Origin of the sequence: Pseudomonas sp. R1-15, assembly GCF_051132085.1 — a bacterium.
Classification (GTDB): Bacteria; Pseudomonadota; Gammaproteobacteria; order Pseudomonadales; family Pseudomonadaceae; genus Aquipseudomonas.
This window is the reverse complement of record NZ_CP071660.1, coordinates 1,735,469-1,759,099: the sequence shown is the minus strand read 5'-3', so window position 1 is coordinate 1,759,099 and position 23,631 is coordinate 1,735,469. Positions and strand designations below refer to the sequence as shown.

Below are 23,631 nucleotides of genomic sequence, written 5' to 3'. Positions count from 1 at the left end.
TGAGTTTAGTGTGCCTGTCAGTTACGACCAGGCAAACTTGCCCATTGCACCAACAGCGCCTCCAGCAACAGGACGCGATTGAGGTTGGCCTTGCTCAGCACCTTCTGGCGTTGGGCAAGGATCCAGTCCTGAATGTTCAGGATTTTGTCCTGGCTGCTTTTTTGCGCCAGGTACTGGACCACCTTGCGCATGTCCGCCAGTCCCAGCCCTGCCTCGTCCTCGGTGAGCTGATAACGCAGGATCAGGCTCGACCAGTCGCAGAACCAGTCGAACAGCAGCAGCAACGGAATGGCGTTCCAGCCCTCGGCCAGTTGCGTCGGCGACTGCTGTTGCTTGAGCAGCTTCTTGACGCCGTCCACGACCAGTGCCCGCTGCTCACGCACGCCCTGGGCCTGGAGGCTGACGGCCGCCAGTGGCGAACCGGCGGCCAGGGTCAGCAGCTCGACACGCTCCTCATCGCTGCTGTCAGGCAAGGCCTGGCCCAGCCACTGCAGGCTCATGGCCTCGCTGGGCAGCGGACAAGCCTGCTGCACGCAACGGCTCTTGATGGTCGGCAACAACCGACTCGGCTGGTGGCTGACCAACAGCAGGACGGTATCTCCGGAAGGCTCTTCGAGACTCTTGAGCAAGGCATTGGCAGCGTTGATGTTCATCGACTCCACCGGTTCGATCAACACGACCTTGCGCCCGCCCATCTGCGCGGTCTGGACAACGAAACTCACCAGGTCCCGGACCTGGTCGACCTTGATCGCCTTGTCCGCCTCTTCAGGCTCCAGCACGTAGTTGTCTGGATGGCTACCGGCCTTGAGCAGCAGGCAGGACTTGCATTCGCCGCAGCCGCCCGCGGCCACCGGGGCTTGGCACAACAGGCTCGCCATCAGGCGTTCGGCCAGGGCCCGCTTGCCGATCCCGGCCGGACCGTGGAGCAGGTAGGCATGGGCATGCTGGGCACGACCGGCCAATTGCTGCCAGAGGCTGTCCTGCCACGGATAGGCTTCAGCCACGGGCACGCTCCAGTAGACGCGGCAGCAGACCATCCAGCGATTGCTGGACCTGTGCCAGCGGTTGGGCGGCGTCGATCAGCAGGTAACGCGCCGGATCAGCCTGGGCACGTTCCAGGAAGGCGTTGCGCACTGCGTTGAAGAAAGCCTGCCCTTCCAGCTCGAAGCGATCGAGCCGACCCCGGGCGCTGGCGCGGGCCAGACCGATGTCCACCGGCAAGTCGAACACCAGGGTCAGGTCTGGCCGCAGGTCCGCCTGGACAAAGGTTTCCAGCGCGGCGATGCGTTCAAGGGACAAGCCCCGGCCGCCCCCCTGGTAGGCATAGGTCGAATCGGTGAAGCGATCACACAGCACCACCGCACCACGGGCCAGCGCCGGGCGGATCACCTCGGCCAGATGTTGCGCCCGGGCGGCGAAAACCAGCAATAGCTCGGTGTCGGGGTTCATGACCTCGTCAAGGGGTGCCAGCAGCACCTCGCGAATCCTCTCGGCCAATGGCGTGCCGCCCGGCTCACGGGTCAGCACCACCTCGATGCCTTCAGCCCGCAAACGTTCGGCGAGGTATTCGCGGTTGGTGCTCTTGCCGGCGCCTTCGGGGCCTTCCAGGGTTATAAACAAGCCAGTCACGGGCGATCCTTAATCAGAGTCATTGCGGGCTCGGCGGCTCGCTGGCATTCGCTTCGGGGGCGGGTTGCGGCGCGGGTTCCTGGGGCGGCACCTGGGGCACGGCTTCAGGCGCCGTATCAGGTGAAGCGGCGGGAATTGGCGCCACATCGTCCGGCGCAACCGGGGCCGGGCTGGAGCGATAATCGGCGCGGCGCTTGAGCTGGTATTCGCGCACCGCGTTGTTGTGCGTTTCCAGGTCATCGGAAAACACATGGCTGCCATCGCCCCGGGCCACGAAATAAAGGCTGTTGCCGTCCGCCGGGTTCAACGCCGCATGAATCGCCTCGCGCCCGACCATCGCGATCGGCGTCGGCGGCAGCCCTGGAACCAGATAGGTGTTGTAGGGATTCGGTTCTTTCAGATGGGCGCGGGTGAGCTTGCCGGCGTAGCGCTCCCCCAGGCCATAGATTACGGTGGGATCGGTCTGCAACAACATGCCCAGGCGCAAGCGGCGCACGAACACCCCGGCGATCTGGCCACGCTCCTGGGGCACGCCAGTCTCCTTCTCGATCAGGGAAGCCATGATCAATGCCTGGTAGGGCTGGGTGTAAGGCACGTCGGCGGCTCGTTGCGCCCACTCCTTGGCGAGCACCTCTTCCAGCCGATCGTAGGCCTTCTTCAGCAGATCGGCATCCGACGTACCGCGCACGAACCGATAGGTATCCGGGAAGAACCGGCCTTCGGGAAATATCCCGGAATGACCAAGACGGTCCATCACCTGACTGTCGCTCAGGCCGGCGAGGGTCTGCTGGAGCTTCTCATCTTTGGCCAGCGCTGCGCGAACCTGACGGAAATTCCAGCCCTCCACCAGCGTGACGCTGTACTGCACCACGTCACCACGCTTCCAGACACCGATCAGGCCGTCCATCGTCATCCCCGGCACCATCCGGTATTCGCCGGAGTGCAGGGGTTGGCCGGCGAGGTTGAAGCGCCAGTACACCCGCAGCCAGAATGCATCCTTGATCAGGCCATCGGCTTCCAGGCGATTGAGCGTCCCGGTCGGCGTGGTGCCGCTGGGTACGTCAAGCAGCTCTTCCTGGGTGATGTTCAACGGCTGCTGCAGCGCCGAATGAATTTTCCACGCCGAAGCGCCCAGCAACAGCCCTGCCAGAACCAGTCCGACTTCCAGCAGCAGCAAGAATTTACGTCTCACGAATCAAGCATCCAATAGCGCACGGGCAAGGGTCTGCAGTTTACGGGTGAGCGGGCCAACCGACCAGCGCGCCGAACCGCATCCGCGTACCGGCCACACGCCATAAACGCTGTTGCAGACAAAGACCTCGTCGGCCTGGTGCAGCTGTTGGAGGCTGATATCGGTGACCTGAGTAGCGATGCCATCAGACTCGGCTTGAAACAATAATTGCCCGCGCATCACCCCGGCGACACCACAACGGCTCAGATCCGCCGTGATCAGCGCTCCGTCGTGCACCATGAACAGATTGCTGAACACGCCTTCGATCACCCGCCCGGACATATCCAGCATCAAGCCTTCGGCATGCTCGGTGTCGCTCCATTCGGCGCGGGCCAGCACTTGTTCTAGGCGATTGAGGTGTTTGAGGCCAGCGAGCAACGGTTGCTCGGACAGGCGTGTAGTGCAAGGAAACAGCTGAACGCCTTGCTCGGCATGGGCCAGCGGATAGGCCGCCGGCGGGCTGCCCTGCAAGATGCGGCGGGCCTGGGCTGAAGGATTGGCGGCATAGCCCCGCAGACTGTCGCCACGGGTCACGATCAGTTTCAGAACGCCATCGCCAAGCTGCTGCGCATAGGCTTGCAGTTCAGCGTTCAATACCGCCCAATCGACACTGACTGCCAACCGTCGGCATCCCAACGCGAGGCGTTGCAGATGCCCCTCAAGCAGAACGAGCTTACCGTCCCGCACGGCGATGGTTTCGAACAACCCATCACCGTAGGCCAGGCCGCGATCTTTCAGCGACAGAGCGTCAGCCGGCTGACCGTCGACCCAGCTTTCCATCAACCGGCGAACCGGCGAAACACCAGCGAGCCATTGGTCCCGCCGAAGCCGAAGGAATTGGACAACACGACGTCGATGTCCATGTTCCGGGCGGTATGCGGCACGAAGTCGAGGTCGCAGCCCTCGTCCGGCTCATCAAGGTTGATGGTCGGCGGCGCCACCTGGCTGTTGATCGCCAGTACGCTGAAGATCGCTTCCACCGCACCTGCCGCGCCCAACAGGTGGCCGGTCATCGATTTGGTCGAGCTGACAGCCAGTTTGTAGGCGTGGTCGCCGAACACGGTCTTGATGGCCTGGGCTTCGGCCAGATCGCCAGCCGGGGTCGACGTGCCATGGGCGTTGATGTACTGGACCTGCCCTGGATTGAGCTTGGCGTCGCGCAAGGCATTGGTGATGCAACGGGCCGCACCGGCGCCATCGGCCGGTGGCGAGGTCATGTGGAACGCATCGCCGCTGGTACCGAAGCCGATCAGTTCGGCATAGATGGTCGCGCCACGAGCCTTGGCGTGTTCAAGCTCTTCGAGCACCAGCGCACCGGCACCGTCCGACAGTACGAAACCGTCGCGGCCCTTGTCCCACGGGCGGCTGGCCCGGTCCGGCTCATCGTTGCGGGTCGACAGCGCACGGGACGCGCCGAAACCGCCCATGCCGAGGCCGCAGGCGGCCATTTCGGCACCACCGGCAATCATCACGTCAGCTTCGTCGTACATGATGTTGCGCGCGGCCATGCCGATGCAGTGGGTGCCCGTAGTGCAGGCAGTAGCGATGGCGTAGTTGGGTCCCTGTGCACCGAGGTGGATGGACAGGAAACCGGAAATCATATTGATGATCGAGCCCGGCACGAAAAACGGCGAAATACGCCGCGGCCCGGAATCATGCAGCGTACGGCTGGTTTCTTCGATATTGGTCAAGCCGCCAATACCCGAACCCATGGCCACGCCGATGCGCTCACGGTTGGCGTCGGTGACTTCCAGCCCGGCATTGCGCACCGCCTGGAAACCGGCTGCCAGGCCGTATTGAATGAACAGGTCAAGCTTGCGGGCTTCCTTGACCGACAGGTATTCCTCGACATTGAAACCCTTTACCGAGCCGCCAAAACGGGTGGAATAGGCAGAAAGGTCGGTGTGTTCGATCAGACCAATGCCACTACGGCCAGCCAGAATGCCCTGCCAGCTGCTCGGCACATCCGTGCCCAGTGGCGACAACATACCCATACCGGTGACTACGACGCGTCTACGCGACACAGCACTCTCCTTTTTCAAATGACGACTTTGCATCAGGCCTAAAGAAAAAACCGCACGCCGAAATGGCAGTGCGGTTTTTCCATGACAGCTAGCGACGACTGAATACGATTACGCCTGGTGGCTGGTAACGTAGTCGATAGCAGCTTGTACAGTAGTGATCTTTTCAGCTTCTTCGTCAGGAATCTCGGTCTCGAATTCCTCTTCCAGAGCCATCACCAGCTCAACGGTGTCAAGGGAGTCGGCACCCAGGTCTTCGACGAAGGAAGCGGTGTTCACAACTTCTTCTTCTTTAACGCCCAGTTGCTCGGCAACGATTTTCTTGACGCGCTCTTCGATGGTGCTCATACCTTGTTTTCACTCCTAATGGACAAATTCAGGCAGCTGGCCGGTGGGTAAGTGTATAGAAAGACTTTTCGGTTTTTCAACCGAAAGCTTCACTCCTCGAACCCTGGGGCCCGCCGCCTATAAATAGATTGCAGCTTTATAACGGATTTTAGACAGCTCGTATGACATTTTTTTGAAGCAATCCGTCACATTTAACTCATGTACATCCCGCCGTTTACCGGGATTGTAGCCCCAGTCACGTATGCCGCACCGTCCGAAGCAAGAAAAGCGACCACGGACGCGATTTCTTGAGCTTGCCCCAGACGACCCAGCGGAATCTGTGTCAACAAAGCTTCACGCTGTGCTTCCGGCAGTTCGCGGGTCATGTCGGTGTCGATGAAACCCGGTGCAACCGAGTTTACCGTAATCGAGCGCGAACCGACTTCCCGTGCCAGCGCACGACTGAAACCTTCCAGGCCGGCTTTAGCCGCAGCATAGTTTACTTGGCCAGCGTTGCCCATGGCACCCACAACCGAGCCGATACTGATAATTCGGCCCCAACGGGCCTTGGTCATGCCACGCAGAACGCCCTTGGACAGCCGATACAGGCTGTTCAAGTTGGTATCGACCACATCGAACCATTCGTCATCTTTCATGCGCATCATCAGGTTATCGCGAGTGATGCCGGCATTATTGATCAGGATCGCCGGAGCGCCGAACTGCTCCTGGATGCTTGCCAGAACCGCCGCAACAGATTCGTCGCTGGTGACATTCAGCTCAAGGCCGGTGCCTTGGATGCCGTTTTCCTTCAAGGTCGCGGCGATACGCTCGGCGCCTGAAGCGGAAGTCGCGGTGCCGATGACAATGGCGCCTTGGCGACCCAATTCCAGTGCGATAGCCTGGCCGATGCCGCGGCTTGCACCGGTCACCAGTGCAACTTTACCTTGCAAACTCATGCAAGCTTCTCCTGTTCAGGCTTGCGCTGCACGAGCGGCAGCGAAAGCGTCTGGGGTGTTGAGATTGGAAGTCGACACGCCTTCGGCGCAGCGTTTGTTCAGACCTGCCAGCACCTTGCCAGGGCCGCACTCGACCAGTTCGGTCGCGCCCTTGGCTGCCAGGGTCTGTACCGATTCGACCCAGCGAACCGGCTTGTAGAGTTGTTCCAGCAGATCGCGCTTGAGGGTCTCGAGATCCGACGCCACGTTGGCGCTGACATTCTGAACCACGGGAATCTGCGGCGCCTGCCAGTCGATGGCGGCGATGGATTCGGCAAACCGCTCGGCGGCCGGGCGCATCAGCTCGCAGTGCGACGGAACGCTGACCGGCAATGGCATCGCGCGCTTGGCGCCACGGGCCTTGCAACCTTCGATCGCGCGCTCGACAGCCGCCTTGGCGCCGGCAATGACCACCTGGCCCGGCGAATTGAAATTCACCGCGCTGACCACATCGCCTTGCGCCGCTTCGGCACAGGCTGCCAACACATCGGCGTCTTCCAGACCGAGGATAGCGGCCATGCCACCCTGCCCGGCCGGAACCGCCTCTTGCATCAACTGGCCACGCCGTTCCACCAGCTTTACCGCGTCGCCAAGGCTCAGGCTGCCGGCCGCCACCAGGGCGCTGTACTCGCCCAGGCTGTGACCGGCGACAAACGCCGGACGCGCGCCGCCTTCAGCCAGCCACAAGCGCCACAGCGCAATGGAGGCGGTCAGGATCGCGGGTTGGGTCTTGTCGGTCTGGTTGAGCTGCTCTTCCGGCCCTTGCTGAGTCAGTGCCCACAAGTCGTAGCCGAGTGCATCGGATGCTTCTTTGAATGTTTCCAGGATCAACGGGTATTGCGCGCCCAACTCGGCCAGCATGCCGAGGGACTGCGAGCCCTGTCCTGGAAAGACGAATGCGAGGGAAGCAGACATGAAAACAAAGCCCCTAATGATCTTGTCGTCAAAAATTGACGCCCCTGGGGGCGCTAGGAAACTGACAGTTGGATGGCGGGTTGAACCGACCGGTCACATTTAAGCATTGTCGGACGAAAACGCCTAAGTTAACAAATCTTCAAGACGGCCATGCAGACGCTCAGGCAGGTTTTCCTCGATTTCAATCACCGCCCGGTTGATTGCACTCTGAAAGCCCTGCACCCCAGCCGAACCATGACTCTTGATCACGATGCCCTGCAGCCCGAGAAAACTCGCACCATTGTGCCGCGCCGGGGCCAGGTCCGCCTGCAGACGACGCATCAGCGGCAATGCCAGCGCACCCACCGCCCTGGAAGCCAGGCTCTGCTTGAACAGGGCCTCGATGCGGCCGCCAATCATGGTCGCCAGGCCTTCGCTGGACTTGAGCAGGATATTGCCGACAAAACCGTCGCATACCACCACGTCAGCCTCGCCGCGATATAGCCCGTCACCCTCGACAAAACCGATGTAATTGATGCCCCGGGCGCTTTGCAACAATGTGGCCGCGAGCTTGACCTGCTGATTACCCTTGATGTCTTCGGTGCCGATATTCAGCAGTGCCACGCGAGGGCGAGCGATGCCCAGGGTTTCAGCCGCGACCGAGCCCATCACCGCGAACTGCAGCAAATGCTCGGCGCTGCAGTCGACATTGGCGCCCAGGTCCAGTAGCTGGCAGAAACCGCGCTGGGTCGGGATCGCCGCGACCATGGCGGGCCGATCGATCCCCGGCAGGGTTTTCAGCACGTAGCGGGACAGCGCCATCAACGCCCCGGTATTACCCGCACTGACACACGCCTGGACCTTGTCGTCGCGCAGCAGCTCCAGCGCAACACGCATCGAGGCGTCGGGCTTGCCGCGCAGAGCCTGGGCAGGCTTCTCGTCCATGGCGATGACTTCGGCTGCCGGCGTAATCGTCAGGCGCGCGCGATCCGCAGCAGGATAACCACTGAGCAATTCTTCCAGGAGGGAGGGTTGACCGACGAGGGTCAGGTGCAGCGAGGGCGTAGCATTCAGGCAAGCGAGACTGGCCTGAACAATGCTGCGGGGACCGAAGTCCCCGCCCATTGCGTCAATCGCGATGACTTGAGCGGACAAGTGATTACTCGTCGGCGCCCTTGTCGATCACTTTACGGCCACGGTATACGCCTTCTGGCGATACGTGGTGACGCAGGTGAACTTCACCGGTGGTTTTTTCTACAGACAGGGTGCTAGCCTCGAGAGCGTCGTGCGAACGGCGCATGTCACGGGCAGAGCGGGATTTTTTGTTCTGCTGAACAGCCATAATTGATTAACTCCTAAACGTTTGGGTCACGCTTTAACTGCGCCAATACACTGAACGGGTTGGACCGCGTTACCTCGTCCTCGCTCGGTTCGGGCTCATCTGCTCCCGCCGGCTGCTGGCATTCTTCCGGATGATGAGCAGGCACAATGGGCAAGGCGAGCAGAAGCTCCTCCTCGATCAGTGACTGCAGATCCAATGGATCTTCGCCCAGTTCCAGCACGTCATAACCTTTCGGCAACGACTGGGTATTCGCACCCTCCTTCACCACGGCGTAACTGCATTCGCTGTGGATCGGCAGGGTGACCAGCTCAAGACAACGCTGGCAAACCATTTTGACTTCAGTGTCGATAAAGCTGTGGATCACCACAGATTTACGTTCATCTCGTTCAAAAACGAATTTGGCCTGGACCGTACCGACATCGTCGGAAAGCGGGTCGCAGAGTCTCTTCAAATCGGCCAGCAGCAATTCACCTTGAAGGGTGGTGCCACGGTCAGCCAATTTGCGCGGGTCAACGTGAGGTGGAATCGGGTCATTCAACATAGGCGCAGCATTATAGGGATGCACCGGGCCATGTCAAAGGAAATTCAGCCCTGTCCGTCACTTGCACGCCTCGCTAGAATCCTCTCCTGCCTCCTGGAGACGCCAATGCTGCCTTTATTACTTGCCTCAAGCTCGGTCTACCGTCGGGAACTGCTTGCCCGCCTGGGGCTGCCGTTCGTCTGCGACTCACCGGACATCGACGAAAGCCATCGCGCCGGCGAGGCCGCGCTCGAACTGGTGAAACGCCTGGCCCGGGAAAAAGCCTTCGCCCTGGCGGACCGTTACCCGGCACACCTGATCATTGGCTCGGACCAGGTCGCCGTGCTCGGCGAGCGCATCCTGGGCAAGCCCAACACCTTCGAGAACGCCCGCGAGCAACTGCTGGCCGCCAGCGGGACCAAGGTAACCTTCCTGACCGGCCTGGCACTGCTCAACAGCCAGACCGGCGCCTGCCAGGTCGATTGCGTTCCGTTTACCGTAACCATGCGGACATTGGATCAGGCTCGCGTGGAGCGCTATCTGCGCACCGAGCAACCGTACGACTGCGCCGGCAGCTTCAAGGCCGAAGGCCTGGGCGTGAGCCTGTTCCAGAGCACCGAAGGGCCGGACGCCACCAGCCTGGTCGGCCTGCCGCTGATTCGTCTTGTGGATATGTTGCTGGCTGAGGGTGTGCAGGTTCCCTGAACCGCCCTCCGTGGCGAGGGAGCTTGCTCCCGCTCGGTTGCGCAGCGACCGCAAAAATCCGGGGCCGCTGCGCAGCCCAGCGGGAGCAAGCTCCCTCGCCACAAGGGCAAATGCGTCACGCTTGAATCAGCGCAACGCCGGACCCTGGAAGCCCATCCACATCGCCAGATGCTCGGCGATGCTTGCGCCCAGCTTCTTCGAGAAGCGGTCAAACGGCGATTCTTCGATGGTGAAGTCCACCAGGTCCTTCTGACCGATCACATCCCGAGCCACCGAACTGGCGCTGCCCAGGCCGTCGATCAGGCCCAGCGGCAAAGCCTGCTCCCCGGACCAGACCAACCCGGAAAACAATTCCGGATGCTCCTTGTCCTTCAAGCGCTCGCCGCGGCCTTTCTTAACGCTGGCAATGAATTGCTTGTGAGTCGTGTCGAGTACGCCCTGCCAGAACGCGGTCTCTTCAGGCTTTTGCGGCTGGAACGGATCAAGGAACGACTTGTGCTCGCCAGAGGTATAGACCCGCCGCTCCACACCGAGCTTCTCCATGGTCCCGACAAAACCATAACCGGCCGCCGTCACGCCAATGGAGCCGACCAGGCTGGCCTTGTCGGCATAGATCTGGTCCGCGGCGCTGGCAATGTAATAGGCACCCGACGCGCCGAGATCGGCGATGACTGCATAGACCTTGGTGTTCGGGTGAAGCGCGCGCAACCGGACGATCTCGTCGTAGACGTAACCCGACTGCACCGGACTGCCGCCCGGGCTGTTGATGCGCAGCACCACGCCCTTGACCTTCGGATCTTCGAAGGCGGCCCGCAGACTGCCGACGATGTTATCCGCACTGGCTGGCTCCTTGTCGGCGATCACGCCTTGAATGTCGATCAACGCGGTATACGCCGAACCACTGACCGCACCTTTTTCGATACTCATCAACGGCGTGAACAGCAGCAGCGCAACGAAAAGATAAACGAAGGTCAGCAGCTTGAAGAAGATCCCCCAGCGGCGCGACCGACGCTGCTCTTGCACACCGGCCAGCAGGGTCTTTTCCAACAGCTTCCAGCTTTTTCCATCACCGCTCTCGGCATCTGCCTTGGCCGGTGCTTTCCATTCATCGGTCATGCATGCATCCCCATCAAAACGTCAACCGGCACGCTGGCTCAGCCACGCGTGCAATTCGGGAAAATGGTCAATCGCCAGGCACGGTTCAAACGCCCGGAGCGCCTCGATCGTCTGCGCGCCATAACTGACAGCGACAGAGCCCATGCCGGCATTTCGCGCCATCTGCAGGTCGAACGACGAATCCCCGACCATCAGCGCCTGCTCGGGCCGCACGTTACAGTGGGCCAGGATCTGTTCAAGCATCAGCGGATGCGGCTTGCTGGCGGTTTCGTCGGCGGCGCGGGTGATGTCGAAATAATCGTCCCAGCCATGGGACTTCAGCACCCGATCCAGCCCGCGTCGAGCCTTGCCGGTCGCGACAGCCAGGTGATAGCCCTCCTCCCGCAGGGCCTGGAGCGTGTCGGCCACGCCGTCGAACAGCGGCGAAGGCTCGGCCTCCAGCGCGATGTAGTGGTCGGCATAATGCTGGCGAAAAACGCTCAACTCTTCATCAGCGATTTCCGGGTACAGGCTGCGAATCGCTTCCGGCAGCCCGAGACCGATAATGCCCTTCACCGCAAAATCATCCCGCCGAGCAAAACCCGTACGGTCCGACGCGACGTGCATCGACTCGACAATCCGACCGATGGAGTTGGCCAGAGTGCCGTCCCAATCAAATATCAGCAGCTTGTAGTCAGGATGCACTCAACCGCTCCACGGTCTTGGCCCACATGTCATCCACGGGGGCCTGCAATTTCAGCTCGCCGCCGTCCGGCAACGGCACGGTCAGCATGTAGGCATGAAGGAACAGGCGCTTGCCGCCCAGGTCACGGATTTCCTTGCTGAAGTCATCGTCCCCGTACTTGCTGTCACCGGCAATGCAATGCCCGGCATGCAGGGTGTGGACGCGGATCTGGTGGGTCCGCCCAGTGACCGGCTTGGCCTCGACCATGGTGGCGAAGTCGCCGAAACGGCGCAGCACCTTGAACACGGTCAGCGCTTCCTTGCCTTCCTCGTTGACTTCCACCATGCGCTCGCCGGAGCGCAGGTTGCTCTTGAGCAGCGGCGCGCGGACCTGCTTGACGGATGTATCCCAACGACCGCGCACAAGCGCCATGTAGCGCTTGTCGACGCCATCGCCGCGCAACTGTTCGTGCAGATGGCGCAACATGCTGCGCTTCTTGGCAATCATCAACAGCCCGGAGGTGTCCCGATCCAGACGATGGACCAGCTCCAGCTCCTTGGCATCGGGACGCAGCTGACGGAAGGCTTCGATCACGCCGAAATTCAGGCCGCTGCCGCCGTGGACCGCGATGCCCGCGGGCTTGTTGACCACGATCAGCGCCTTGTCTTCGAAGACGATGGCGGCTTCCAGGCGTTGCAACAAGCCTTGTGCCAGTGGCACCGGCTCATCGCGCTCGGGCACGCGAACCGGCGGTACGCGCACGACGTCGCCCGCCTGGAGCTTGTATTCGGGCTTGATCCGACCTTTGTTCACCCGCACTTCGCCTTTGCGCAAAATGCGATAGATCAAGGTCTTGGGCACGCCTTTGAGCCGGGCAAGCAGGAAATTATCAATTCGTTGGCCGGCATATTCCGGCGAGACCTCAAGCAGTTGAACGCCTGGGGTCGAAGGGGCAGTAGTTGTCATGGCGGCGATGATAACAATTTTTTATGGAATTGAAGCACTTAATCATTGCTGCTATAGTCGCGAACGCCGCCAAAAGTGGCTGGACAGCGGACCAGCGGTCAAAAACCGGCCCTGACCAACGCAATTCACGAGGACGAGAGGCCGTCCTACGGGGCTTTTGCTACGTAACGGTAGAGTTCGCAGGTGTAACGAGCGCAGGTGACATGAGGCCTGAAATACGCCGCAAAGCAGAGTCTTGACTCGCCTTGCGCGCCACATTCACGGCCAGTTCACAAAGTGCAGTCGCCCGCAGACGACCCCGAGCGAGAGCTTCGGAAACAACGCCTAAATGAGCCATGATGCGTGACCTCCCCTTCCGGAGCTCACGGTAAATGCCAACCCGCTGCGGATTCTGCGCGCGGCAGCACCCGAATTATCAGGGATACGTGTAGGGTGGAGATGTACAACCGTCGGACTGTGTAGCACTAGGCTTATATTTAGACGCTTCATCTCGTCCACAGGCGCCGGTTGATTCCTCCTCCTGACTGAGTGCTTGAGTACCAGCAAGCAGGACGCGTCCGTCGCGACTTCGCCATCATTGGGTCGAACTCGCTGGACACTGGAATGGCCCCGCCATCGCCAGGACGCACCTGACACCGACCGTGAGAAGTCGTGTGTGCCGAACGCCGTTTCCGGCAGCCCGGAAACCGACGGTACTACATGAAAAGAATGCTGATTAACGCAACTCAACCCGAAGAGTTGCGTGTTGCACTGGTAGACGGCCAGCGCCTCTACGACCTGGATATCGAATCCGGTGCACGCGAGCAGAAGAAGGCCAACATCTATAAAGGCCGGATTACTCGCATCGAACCAAGCCTTGAGGCTGCCTTTGTCGATTTCGGCTCCGAGCGCCACGGCTTCCTGCCCCTCAAAGAAATCTCCCGCGAATACTTCAAGAAGGCCCCCGAAGGCCGCGTCAACATCAAGGACGTCCTGAGCGAAGGCCAGGAAGTCATCGTCCAGGTCGAAAAAGAAGAACGTGGCAACAAGGGCGCCGCCCTGACCACCTTCATCAGCCTCGCCGGCCGCTACCTGGTCCTGATGCCGAACAACCCACGTGCCGGCGGTATCTCCCGCCGCATCGAAGGCGAAGAGCGCAACGAACTGCGCGAAGCCCTGAACGGCCTGGTCGCACCCGCCGACATGGGCCTGATCGTGCGCACTGCCGGCCTGGGCCGCAGCAGCGAAGAAATGCAGTGGGACCTCGACTACCTGCTGCAACTCTGGACCGCGATCAAGGAAGCCTCGCTGGATCGTTCCGCACCTTTCCTGATCTACCAGGAAAGCAACGTGATCATCCGCGCCATCCGCGACTACCTGCGCCAGGACATCGGCGAAGTGCTGATCGACAGCGTCGAAGCCCAGGACGAAGCCCTGACCTTCATTCGCCAGGTGATGCCGCAGTACGCCAGCAAGATCAAGCTCTACGAAGACAGCGTTCCGCTGTTCAACCGTTTCCAGATCGAAAGCCAGATCGAGACCGCCTTCCAGCGCGTCGTCGAACTGCCGTCGGGCGGCTCCATCGTCATCGACCCGACCGAAGCCCTGGTGTCGATCGACATCAACTCGGCGCGCGCCACCAAAGGCAGCGACATCGAAGAAACCGCCCTGCAGACCAACCTTGAAGCCGCCGAAGAAATCGCCCGCCAGTTGCGCCTGCGCGACATCGGCGGCCTGATCGTCATCGACTTCATCGACATGACCCCGGCCAAGAACCAGCGCGCCGTGGAAGAAAAAGTCCGTGAATGCCTGGAAGCCGACCGTGCCCGCGTACAGGTCGGTCGTATCTCGCGCTTCGGCCTGCTGGAAATGTCCCGTCAGCGCCTGCGTCCATCCCTGGGCGAAAGCAGCGGCATCGTTTGCCCGCGCTGCAACGGCACCGGCATCATCCGTGACGTCGAGTCGTTGTCCCTGGCGATCCTGCGCCTGATCGAAGAAGAGGCCCTGAAGGACCGCACCGCTGAAGTTCGTGCCCAGGTGCCGATCCCGGTGGCCGCGTTCCTGCTCAACGAAAAACGCAACTCGATCACCAAGATCGAACTGCGCACCCGCGCCCGCATCGTGATCCTGCCGAACGACCACCTCGAGACGCCGCACTTCGAAGTGCAGCGCCTGCGTGATGACAGCCCCGAGGCCCACACCAACCAGTCCAGCTACGAAATCGCCGCGGCCGCCGCCGAAGTCGAAGACGTCCAGCCAGCTGCCGCCACCCGCACCCTGGTTCGCCAGGAAGCAGCGGTCAAGACCGCGCCGGCCCGTGCCAACGCTCCGGTCCCGACCGAAGCCGCCGCGCCGGTTGCCGCCCCAGCCGCAGCCCCGGAACCTAGCCTGTTCAAAGGCCTGGTGAAGTCCCTGGTCAGCCTGTTCGCCACCAAGGAAGAGCCTGCCGCCCCGGCCGTTGTCGCCAAGCCTGCCGCTACCGAGCGTCCGGCCCGCAACGAAGAACGCCGCAACGGTCGCCAGCAGACCCGCAACCGCAACGGTCGTCGCGACGAAGAACGCAAGCCGCGCGAAGAACGTGCCCCGCGTGAAGAGCGCGCACCCCGTGAGCCGCGTGAAGAGCGTCAACCACGCGAAGCCCGTGAGGAAGTTCCAGCGGTAGCCCGCGAAGAACGCGCACCGCGTCCGCCTCGCGAAGAGCGCCAGCCACGCGCACCACGTGAAGATCGCAAGCCGCGTGGCGAGCGTGAAGAACGTGTTCGCGAATTGCGCGAGCCTCTGGACGCCGCACCGGCTGTTGCTGCGACTCCTGCGACTCCGGCAGCAGAACGCCCGGCTCGCCAGCCTCGCGAAGAACGTGCACCGCGTCCGCCGCGTGAAGAGCGTCAGCCGCGCGCCGAGCAGGCAGCCGCCGAAGCCAGCGAAGAGGAAGTACTGAACACCGAGGAGCAGTTGCAGGAAGACGGTCAGGACAGCGCCGAGGGCGATCGTCCACGTCGTCGCTCCCGCGGCCAGCGTCGTCGCAGCAACCGTCGCGAGCGTCAACGCGATGCCAACGGCAACGTGATCGAAGGCTCGGAAGAGTCCGAAGCCGGCGAGAACGCCGAAGCGCCTAGCGCTGCCGACCTGGCCGCCGGCCTGGCCGTCACCGCGGCAGTTGCCAGCAGCGCGATCAGCGCCCCAGCCGAGGCCCAGGCACACGAGCAGGCCGAACGGGCCACCGCTGCGGTGGAAGAGGCAGCGGTCGAAGCGCCAGTTGTCGAAGCGACCACTCCGGTAGAAATCACTGCTTCGCCAGAAGTGGAACTCGCACCGGTTCGTGAAGCCGAGCCGCAAGCCGAAGCCGCCGCCGAGCCTGCCCCGGTCGTCGAGCAGCCGGTGGTAGCCGCTGAACCTGCCGTCGAAATGCCTGCCGAGGAAACCGCACCAGAGCCAGTACGCGAAGAGCAGACCGCTTTCAACTGGAATGCCGAGCCAGCCGCACCAGCGCCGGTTGCTGAACCGGAGCCGGTAGTAGTCGTCGAACCGCAAGTGGTCGAGCCTGCGCCAATGGTCGAGGCGCCAGTGATTGCCGAAGCAGTGGTTGCCGAAGCCCCTGCCCCGGTTGAAGCGCCTGCACCGGTCAGTGCCCTGACCCCTAACGGCCGCGCCCCGAACGATCCACGCGAAGTGCGTCGTCGCAAGCGTGAGGCCGAGCGTCTGCAGAAGGAAGCTGAACTGGCCGCCGCTGCTGCCGCTCAAGCGCCTGCCGCCGAACCGGCTCCGGTCGTGGAAGAAGTCGCCGAGGCAGCCCCTGCCCCGGTAGCTGAAGCCCCGACTGAATCGGCCCCGGTGATCGACGAACCTCAGCACGGTGCTGAAGAAGAAGTCGCTCCGCGTCACACTGAAGCCCTGGAAAAAGAGCACGAGCCTAAACCTCACGCCTGATTCCACCGCCCAGTAAAAAGCCCCGCCTGGTGATGCCAGGCGGGGCTTTTTTATGCCTTCGATTTGCAGGTCCCTATGAGAGCCTGGCACGAGATTTATATCCACTGAAAAACCCATGTGGGAGCGAGCTTGCTCGCGAAGGCGGTGGATCAGCTTGCATCACTGTTGAATATCAGACCGCTTTCGCGAGCAAGCTCGCTCCCACAGGGGAATTGCAACCACCATAAATTTTACAATCCTTCAAAAATCTATCTGAAGATCAATGCCTCCGGCACGTCAATGTCCCAAGTCACACCAGGATCGTCCACCGGCACCTCGGACACTTGCGCCCCGGCGAATAACACCTTCGCCCCACGATCACCGGTCAAGGCCATCAACTGCGGGCCAAACCCACGACCAAATCCCACCGGATGCCCATACTCCCCGGCAAAAACCGGCACGCTGATGCCATCCTCGCGAATCCCTGCCACCACCGTTTCGATGCTCGACGGCAGGATAAACGGCATGTCGCCCAGCACGATCAGCCACCCAGCCACATCCGGACAGGCTCGGACGCCGGCGGCAATACTATCTCCCAGTCCCGGTGAATCCAGCTCGACAAAATCGCATCCATAAGCCTGGGCCATGCGAATGGCCTGCGGACGGTCATTGCGGGTGACCAGCACGCGCTTGTCCAGGGAGGCTGGCAGATTGACCAGCACGTGCTCGATCACCGAGCGCACCGCGCCGTCACGGCCTGTGCAATCCGCGAGCAGCTTGTCCTTGTCGGCCCCGGCGACCTGCCGGAAACGGCGGCCCGAGCCCGCCGCGAGGATGATCACGCCAATGGACTCAGACATACCCTTCCCTCCTGGACTACAGCGGTTTCTTTTGACGCAATTCGACGCCATTCTTGATCGCGACGATTTCCGCCAGCAGCGACAAGGCGATTTCCGCCGGGGTGTGGCTGCCAATGTGCAGGCCGATGGGCCCGTGCAGCCGCTCGATGGCCTGTGCTGACAAGCCTAGCTGAGCGAGGTTGTCCCGGCGCTTCTGACTGTTGACCCGTGAGCCGAGGGCGCCCACATAAAAAGCCCTGGAATCCAGGGCGGTGAGCAAGGCCATGTCGTCCAGGCGTGGGTCATGGGTCAGGGCAACGATCGCGGTGCGTTCATCGGTCTCGATGCTCAGCACCGCCTCGTCGGGCATGCCCGGAACAAAGCGGCCATGCTGCTCTTCCCAACCGTAGACGAACTCCTTGCGCGGGTCGCAGATCAGCACTTCGAAATCCAGCAACCGGGCCATTTCCGCGACGTAACGCGACAGCTGTCCGGCGCCGATCAGCAACAGCCGCCAGCGCGGGCCATAAATCGCCCGCAGTGTTTCACCATCGAACATCAATGCATCGCTTTTGCTCGCTGGTGTCAGCACCACAGCGCCGGTCGCGATGGTCAATTCCCGGGCAACTATTTCGTGGGCCTCGCACCGCGCCAGCAACTCCGCGACCCAGCCTGGATCGCCGACTCGCTCCTCTGTCAGGCGCAAGGTGCCGCCGCACGGCAAGCCGAAACGCGCCGCTTCCTCGCGGGTGACACCGTAGGTGATGAGCTGCACGGGCGGGCCATCCGCCGGAATCCGGCCGTCGTGCAGCCGGGCGATCAGGTCATCCTCGACACAACCGCCCGATACCGAACCGATCACTACGCCGTCTTCGCGCAGGGCCAGCATGGCCCCCGGAGGTCTCGGCGCGGTGCCCCAAGTCTGGACCACGGTGAACAGCACCACCCGCTGCCCGGCGCGACGCCATTCCAGCACGCTGCGCAGCACGTTCAGATCAACGCTGTCCATCAGGCTTTGGCCTGCTGCCAGCCTTGCAACTGGTAACGCACAGGCAGATCACGGATGCGCTTGCCGGTGGCGGCGAAGATTGCGTTGCACAATGCCGGCGCGATCGGCGGCACGCCCGGTTCACCAACGCCTCCCAGCGGCACTTCGCCCGGCGGGGTGACCAGGTGCACGGCTACTTCCTTGGGTGCCAGGGACATACGCGCCACTTCGTACATGTGGAAATTGTCCTGCTGGACCTTGCCGTCCTTGAAGCTGATTTCCCCGACCATCGCGTTGCCCAGGCCCATCACGCAGGCGCCTTCGAACTGCGAGCGGATGCGCTCGGGATTGATCTGCGGCCCACAGTCCACGGCAATGTCCGCCTTGTGCACGATCACCGTGCCGTCATCCTTGACCTCGACTTCAATTGCCGCGGCCACGTAGGTGACGAAGCTGTAGTGCACCGCCAGCCCCAAGCCTCGGCCCTTGGGCAATTCACGGCCCCAGCCAGCGGCCTTCGCGGCAGTCTCCAGCACGGTGCGGATCCGCGCCGTATCGATGGGATAACGCTCGGGCGATTCGCCGTAGTTCCAGCTGTCATTCTGGCTGTTGGGGTTGATCTTGCGGTCCGGGCCGAGCAACTTCAGATGGTACTTGAGCGGATCCTGGCCGGCCTTGTGGGCCAGTTCGTCGATGAAGCTCTGGATCGCAAAACCATGGGGAATGTTCGACACCGAGCGATACCAGCCAACGCGGGTGTGGGCCACCGCCTCGGGGTTCTCCAGGCGCAGGTTAGGAATGGCATAGGCCATGTTGGTCACGCCCATGCCCACTTCGAACGGCGCTTCGTGGGTCATGCCCGGCGCGAACAGCGCGGTGATGGTCGGGGCCACGGTGCGATGCAGCCAACCGGAGGGCAGCCCGTCCTTGTTCAGGCCGGCCTTCAGGTATTCGGCCGATACGGTATGGAAATACGAGTGATGAATATCGTCCTCGCGGGTCCATTGCACCCGAACCGCCTGGCCGGGGAATTCCTTGGCGAGCACAGCCGCCTCGACGACGAAGTCGGATTTGGACTTGCGTCCGAAACCGCCGCCCAGCAATGTGATGTTTATCGTGACCTTCTCGAAAGGGATGCCCAGGCGTTCGGCGACGCGCTCGCGGGTGACCTGGGGTGCCTGGCTCGGTGCCCAGGCTTCGCATTGACCGTCCTTGAAGCGGGCGACCGCGACCATCGGCTCCATGGGTGACTGGGACAGGTGCGGCAGGTAGTAGGCAGCCTCCAACGTCGAATCGGCCTTGGCCAATGCGTCGTCAAGGTCGCCAGTGCTATGCAGGACTTTGCCCGGTTTCAGAGCAGCCGCTTGCAGTTCCTTGCGGTAGGCGATGGAGTCATAGCCGGCGTTCGGGCCATCGTCCCATTCGATTTTCAACGCTTCGCGGCCCTTGATCGCCGCCCAGGTGTTTTTCGCTACCACCGCCACGCCGCCCAGCGGCTGGAATTCGGAGGGCAAAGGGCGTCCTTCGATCTGCACGACCTTGATCACGCCCGGCACCTTCAACGCCGCGCTGCTGTCCACGCTCTTGACCTTGCCACCATAGACCCGTGGGCGGGCCACGACGGCGTAAAGCATGCCGTCGAAATGCACGTCGGCACCGAACACCGCTCGGCCGTTGACGATGTCCGCGCCGTCGATGGCACGGCTCGCTTCCTTGCCAATGTAACGAAACTCCGACGGCTGCTTGAGGCGCAGGCTGTCGCGGGCCGGAACCGGCAAGGCCGCCGCGGCGGCGGCCAACTCGCCATAACCCAGTTCGCGCCCCGAAGGCTGATGCACCACTTTATGCAGTTGCGCACGGCATTCGCCCACCGGCACTTTCCACTGGGCAGCGGCGGCCAATTCAAGCATGGTCCGGGCGGCGGCACCGCAGCGGCGCATCGGCTCGTACCAGTGACGCATGCTGCGCGAGCCGTCGGTGTCCTGGTTGCCGAAGCGCGCCTCGTCGGCTGGCGCCTGCCTGACCTTGACGAGCGCCCAGTCGGCGTCGAGTTCGTCGGCCACCACCATGCTCAGGCTGGTGCGCACGCCCTGGCCCATTTCCGAACGGTTGCAGATCACCGTGACGCTGCCGTCAGCGGCAATGCTTACGTAGACCTTGGGGTCGTCGACTGCACCATGGGGCATGCCCTCGGCGCCGAACTTCTTCTCTTCGGCAAAGGCCTCCGGCAGCCCCCAGCTGGCGGCCAGCACCAGCACACCCGTGGCGCTGGCGCCCTTGAGGAAACCCCGACGACTGAGGTTGCTCAGCACAAAATCATTCGGCAAGCGGCTCATGCCTTGGCCTCCTTCAGGTGAGTAGAGGCCTGACGGATCGCGGTCTTGATCCGGTTGTAGGTGCCGCAGCGGCAGAGGTTGCCGACCATGGCCTCTTCGATCTGTTCATCCGTCGGGTTGGGGTTGGTCTTGAGCAATGCCGTGGCGGACATGATCTGCCCGCCCTGGCAAAAACCACACTGGGCCACGGCGGTGTCCAGCCAGGCCTTCTGTACAACCTGGCCGACCGGGTCGACGTGAAGCGCATCAATCGTGCTGACGTTCTGGCCTTTCACCGAGCCGATCGGCGTGATGCAACTGCGCGCCGGGGCGCCATCGATGTGGATCGTGCACGCGCCGCACAGGCCCATGCCGCAGCCGAACTTGGTGCCGTTGTAGCCGGCCACGTCGCGGATCGCCCACAGCAGCGGCATGTCCTCGGTGACATCCAGTTGATGATCTGTTCCATTGAGTTTCAGGGTAATCATGGGCACGCCCGCATTCGTTTCGAGTTATGGGGTCGAGCAATCTGCCGTTGGGTGATCGGTTCGGTGTCGCAGACTGGCTCAGGCTGATCCGGCTCTCTTGTGCAAACGTCAACAGCGTCTGCACCGGGCCTTGGGGATGCGTATGCTCGCATCGTCAGCCAATTAAATTAACCCAGGAACAAGCAAAACGCCCTGCACAATCCTGCACGAATGAGCGTATGCAGGTCATGCAGGGCGTTTTTTTGTTCACGCAGGGCCAAGCGCCCGTCAGTACCGATTCGGCTCCATCTCCAGATCGACCTGGAAACGTTCGGCAATGTCCTTCTGGATCCGTTGAGCCAGGTCCAGCAACTGCAGGCCCGTGGCATTGCCATAGTTGACCAGCACCAGTGCCTGCAACTTATGGACGCCGGCGTCGCCCTCGCGAAAGCCCTTCCAGCCGGCGCGTTCGATCAGCCAGCCGGCAGCGATTTTCATCTGCCCCCCAGGCTGTGGATAAGCCACCAGGTCGGGGTATTGCAGCTTGAGATGGGCCACGTGGGTGGCGTGCACCAACGGGTTCTTGAAGAAGCTGCCGGCGTTGCCGAGTACGGCGGGGTCCGGAAGTTTTTCGCTGCGGATGCTGCAAATCGCCCGGCTGACATCCGAAGGCGTTGCCTGAGCAATGCCTTGCTCGCTCAGGCGCTGGCGGACCGGGCCGTACTCCAAGTGCAGATGCGCGACACGACTGAGGGCAAAACGTACCCGCAGGATCAGCCAGCGCCCCGCCTGCTGCTTGAACAGGCTGTCGCGGTAGGCGAAGGCGCACTCTTCAAGGGTGAAGTCGCGCAACTCGCCGGTATGGCGATCCAGCGCGGTAAGGCCGGCAAAGACATCCTTTATTTCCACGCCATAGGCACCGATATTCTGCATCGGTGCCGCCCCTACCGTACCGGGAATCAGGCTGAGGTTCTCCAGCCCCGACCAACCTTGCGCCAGCGTGTGCTGGACAAAAGGATGCCAGGGCTCCCCGGCCTCGGCCTCGATCACCAGACGTTCGCCGTCGTCGCTGAGCAGGCGGATCCCCCGACTGGCCATGCGCAACACCAGCGCGTCGATGTCGTCGGTCAATAGCAGGTTGCTGCCGCCGCCAATCACCAGCAACGGCAGATCATGCCCGGCGGCATAAGCCAGCGCCTCGCGGACATCGGCATCGCTGTGGGCCTCGGCGAACAACCGTGCGGCGACGTCCACGCCAAAGCTGTTGAACGGCTTGAGGCTGACGCCGGCCTGGACATGCAAGGTCATAACCGCCCCTTCAATTCGATGACCAGGCGATCCGTGGCACGTTCGATCAAGTCGAGTACCTGCTCGAAACCCTGTTCGCCGTCGTAGTACGGATCAGGGACATCATCGAGCTCAGCCTCGTAGCGACGCAGGAACAGATCGAGCTCGGCCTTGCCACTGGCCGGTTGCAGTGCCTTGAGGTTGCGCAGGTTGTTGCTGTCCATCGCCAGGATCAGGTCATAGGCGGCGAAATCGGCGCGGGTGACTTGCCGGGCCCGCTGGGCCGACAGATCGTAGCCACGTCGCAGGGCCGCGGCCATGCTGCGTTTATCAGGGGCCTTGCCGACGTGCCAGTCACCGGTACCGGCAGAGGCGACTTCCACTTGCCCCTCCAGCCCGGCTTCGCGCAGCTTATGGCGCAAAATGCCTTCGGCGGTGGGCGACCGGCAAATGTTGCCAAGGCAGACGAACAGAACCCGCATCAAGCCTCCAGCAGGCGACGAACGCGCTCGAGGTCTTCGGGAGTGTCTACACCGGTCGGCGGCGCGATCAGCGCATCGGCGACATGGATCCGCACGCCATGCCACAACGCCCGAAGCTGCTCGAGGGCTTCGGTGTTTTCCAGCCAGCACGGGCCCCAAGCGACGAAGTCCTGAAGGAAACCGGCGCGGTAGGCATAGATACCGATATGGCGACGGTACGGCACGCCTTCGGGCAACACGTCGCGGTCCTGAGCGAATGCCTCTCGGGCCCAAGGCAAAGTGGCACGACTGAACGTCAGCGCCAGGCCGTCGAGGTCGCTGACCACCTTGACCACGTTGGGATTGAACAGGGTCTGCACGTCCTCGATCGGCTCGGCCAGGGTGGCCATGCGCGCCTCTGGGTGCGCCGCCAGGTTCGCGGCGACCTGATCAATCACGCTCGGCGGGATCAGCGGCTCGTCACCCTGCACGTTGACGACGATGGCGTCGGGCGCCAGACCGAGTTTCCCAGCCACTTCCGCCAGGCGGTCAGTACCGGAGTTGTGATCCTCGCGGGTCATCACCACTTCGGCGCCAAAGCCCTGGCAGGCCTCCACGATGCGCGCATCGTCCGTTGCCACCACCACACGCTGGGCGCTGCTCTTGCAAGCCTGCTCCCAGACATGCTGGATCATCGGCTTGCCGGCGATCAGCAGCAACGGTTTACCGGGCAAGCGCGTGGAGGCAAAGCGCGACGGAATGACAACGGTAAAAGCTGTACTCATTTATCCAGGCGCTCATCAGTGGTCAGGGTACGGGCTTCGCTTTCGAGCATCACCGGGATGCCGTCGCGAATCGGATAGGCCAGGCCGGCGCCCTTGCTGATCAGCTCGGTCTTGTCGGCACTGAGCTTGAGCGGGCCTTTGCAGACCGGGCAAGCCAGGATGTCGAGCAGTTTGGTGTCCATGAAATTCCCCTG

General features: G+C 62.3%; 24 protein-coding genes. 2 read left to right on the top strand and 22 right to left on the bottom strand.

Features of this window, described 5'->3' with window-relative positions:
* Positions 1–17: 17 nt before the first annotated feature.
* The 11 genes from J3P97_RS07995 to J3P97_RS07945 form a co-directional block, all read right to left on the bottom strand.
* Positions 18–1,004 carry a DNA polymerase III subunit delta' gene (locus J3P97_RS07995; RefSeq protein ID WP_434673864.1) on the bottom strand — a complete coding sequence of 329 codons (987 nt, stop codon included), beginning with the start codon at positions 1,002–1,004 and terminating at the stop codon, positions 18–20.
* Positions 997–1,629: a dTMP kinase gene (gene tmk, locus J3P97_RS07990; RefSeq protein ID WP_434625158.1), complete on the bottom strand. Its 633-nt coding sequence runs from the start codon at positions 1,627–1,629 to the stop codon at positions 997–999. Before tmk ends, J3P97_RS07995 begins: the two co-directional genes overlap by 8 nt.
* A 19-nt stretch (positions 1,630–1,648) precedes the next feature.
* Complete coding sequence (gene mltG / locus J3P97_RS07985; protein ID WP_434569351.1) at positions 1,649–2,821, bottom strand: endolytic transglycosylase MltG; 1,173 nt, start codon at positions 2,819–2,821, stop codon at positions 1,649–1,651.
* 3 nt (positions 2,822–2,824) lie between these two features.
* Positions 2,825–3,640, bottom strand: a complete 816-nt coding sequence (gene pabC / locus J3P97_RS07980; protein ID WP_434673863.1) for an aminodeoxychorismate lyase — start codon at positions 3,638–3,640, stop codon at positions 2,825–2,827.
* On the bottom strand, positions 3,640–4,884 hold the full coding sequence (gene fabF / locus J3P97_RS07975) for a beta-ketoacyl-ACP synthase II (protein ID WP_434673862.1): 1,245 nt from the start codon (positions 4,882–4,884) through the stop codon (positions 3,640–3,642). Before fabF ends, pabC begins: the two co-directional genes overlap by 1 nt.
* A 108-nt stretch (positions 4,885–4,992) precedes the next feature.
* Positions 4,993–5,229, bottom strand: coding sequence for an acyl carrier protein (gene acpP, locus J3P97_RS07970; protein ID WP_003175607.1), 237 nt, complete (start codon positions 5,227–5,229; stop codon positions 4,993–4,995).
* Between the two features lie 191 nt (positions 5,230–5,420).
* Positions 5,421–6,164: a 3-oxoacyl-ACP reductase FabG gene (gene fabG / locus J3P97_RS07965; RefSeq protein ID WP_434673861.1), complete on the bottom strand. Its 744-nt coding sequence runs from the start codon at positions 6,162–6,164 to the stop codon at positions 5,421–5,423.
* 15 nt (positions 6,165–6,179) lie between these two features.
* Positions 6,180–7,118, bottom strand: a complete 939-nt coding sequence (gene fabD / locus J3P97_RS07960) for an ACP S-malonyltransferase (RefSeq protein ID WP_434569354.1) — start codon at positions 7,116–7,118, stop codon at positions 6,180–6,182.
* 123 nt (positions 7,119–7,241) lie between these two features.
* On the bottom strand, positions 7,242–8,252 hold the full coding sequence (gene plsX / locus J3P97_RS07955) for a phosphate acyltransferase PlsX (protein WP_434569355.1): 1,011 nt from the start codon (positions 8,250–8,252) through the stop codon (positions 7,242–7,244).
* 4 nt (positions 8,253–8,256) lie between these two features.
* Complete coding sequence (gene rpmF, locus J3P97_RS07950; protein WP_003179396.1) at positions 8,257–8,439, bottom strand: 50S ribosomal protein L32; 183 nt, start codon at positions 8,437–8,439, stop codon at positions 8,257–8,259.
* 13 nt (positions 8,440–8,452) lie between these two features.
* On the bottom strand, positions 8,453–8,980 hold the full coding sequence (locus J3P97_RS07945) for a YceD family protein (RefSeq protein ID WP_003204262.1): 528 nt from the start codon (positions 8,978–8,980) through the stop codon (positions 8,453–8,455).
* Between the two features lie 105 nt (positions 8,981–9,085).
* On the opposite strand from J3P97_RS07945, the gene J3P97_RS07940 reads away from it, so the two are divergent.
* The gene (locus tag J3P97_RS07940) at positions 9,086–9,664 is read left to right on the top strand and encodes a Maf family protein (protein ID WP_434603255.1); all 579 of its coding nucleotides are present in this window, start codon (positions 9,086–9,088) and stop codon (positions 9,662–9,664) included.
* Positions 9,665–9,790: 126 nt separating this feature from the next.
* On the opposite strand, the gene J3P97_RS07935 is transcribed toward J3P97_RS07940, so the two are convergent.
* The 3 genes from J3P97_RS07935 to rluC are packed head-to-tail and all read right to left on the bottom strand — an operon-like array spanning position 9,791 to position 12,410.
* Positions 9,791–10,780, bottom strand: coding sequence for a S49 family peptidase (locus J3P97_RS07935; RefSeq protein WP_434569357.1), 990 nt, complete (start codon positions 10,778–10,780; stop codon positions 9,791–9,793).
* A gap of 21 nt (positions 10,781–10,801) precedes the next feature.
* A complete protein-coding gene (locus J3P97_RS07930) occupies positions 10,802–11,464 on the bottom strand; it encodes an HAD-IIIA family hydrolase (RefSeq protein WP_434673860.1) in 663 nt (220 codons plus the stop codon).
* On the bottom strand, positions 11,454–12,410 hold the full coding sequence (gene rluC, locus J3P97_RS07925) for a 23S rRNA pseudouridine(955/2504/2580) synthase RluC (protein ID WP_434625175.1): 957 nt from the start codon (positions 12,408–12,410) through the stop codon (positions 11,454–11,456). Before rluC ends, J3P97_RS07930 begins: the two co-directional genes overlap by 11 nt.
* A 699-nt stretch (positions 12,411–13,109) precedes the next feature.
* On the opposite strand from rluC, the gene rne reads away from it, so the two are divergent.
* Positions 13,110–16,316 (top strand): ribonuclease E, encoded by a 3,207-nt coding sequence (gene rne / locus J3P97_RS07920; protein WP_434673859.1) that lies wholly within the window; start codon positions 13,110–13,112, stop codon positions 16,314–16,316.
* Positions 16,317–16,564: 248 nt separating this feature from the next.
* On the opposite strand, the gene J3P97_RS07915 is transcribed toward rne, so the two are convergent.
* From J3P97_RS07915 to J3P97_RS07880, 8 genes are all read right to left on the bottom strand, one after another.
* Positions 16,565–17,155, bottom strand: coding sequence for a nucleotidyltransferase family protein (locus tag J3P97_RS07915; protein WP_434673858.1), 591 nt, complete (start codon positions 17,153–17,155; stop codon positions 16,565–16,567).
* Positions 17,156–17,171: 16 nt separating this feature from the next.
* Positions 17,172–18,143 carry an XdhC family protein gene (locus J3P97_RS07910; protein WP_434603249.1) on the bottom strand — a complete coding sequence of 324 codons (972 nt, stop codon included), beginning with the start codon at positions 18,141–18,143 and terminating at the stop codon, positions 17,172–17,174.
* The gene (locus J3P97_RS07905) at positions 18,143–20,458 is read right to left on the bottom strand and encodes a molybdopterin cofactor-binding domain-containing protein (RefSeq protein ID WP_434673857.1); all 2,316 of its coding nucleotides are present in this window, start codon (positions 20,456–20,458) and stop codon (positions 18,143–18,145) included. Before J3P97_RS07905 ends, J3P97_RS07910 begins: the two co-directional genes overlap by 1 nt.
* A complete protein-coding gene (locus J3P97_RS07900) occupies positions 20,455–20,925 on the bottom strand; it encodes a (2Fe-2S)-binding protein (RefSeq protein ID WP_434574256.1) in 471 nt (156 codons plus the stop codon). Before J3P97_RS07900 ends, J3P97_RS07905 begins: the two co-directional genes overlap by 4 nt.
* 267 nt (positions 20,926–21,192) lie before the next feature.
* Positions 21,193–22,212, bottom strand: a complete 1,020-nt coding sequence (murB, locus tag J3P97_RS07895; RefSeq protein WP_434569364.1) for a UDP-N-acetylmuramate dehydrogenase — start codon at positions 22,210–22,212, stop codon at positions 21,193–21,195.
* Positions 22,209–22,673 (bottom strand): low molecular weight protein-tyrosine-phosphatase, encoded by a 465-nt coding sequence (locus J3P97_RS07890; protein WP_434673856.1) that lies wholly within the window; start codon positions 22,671–22,673, stop codon positions 22,209–22,211. The genes murB and J3P97_RS07890 overlap by 4 nt, the downstream gene beginning before the upstream one ends.
* Positions 22,673–23,437 (bottom strand): 3-deoxy-manno-octulosonate cytidylyltransferase, encoded by a 765-nt coding sequence (kdsB, locus tag J3P97_RS07885; protein WP_434603243.1) that lies wholly within the window; start codon positions 23,435–23,437, stop codon positions 22,673–22,675. The genes J3P97_RS07890 and kdsB overlap by 1 nt, the downstream gene beginning before the upstream one ends.
* Positions 23,434–23,619, bottom strand: coding sequence for a Trm112 family protein (locus tag J3P97_RS07880; RefSeq protein ID WP_003179363.1), 186 nt, complete (start codon positions 23,617–23,619; stop codon positions 23,434–23,436). The genes kdsB and J3P97_RS07880 overlap by 4 nt, the downstream gene beginning before the upstream one ends.
* Between the last annotated feature and the right edge of the window lie 12 nt (positions 23,620–23,631).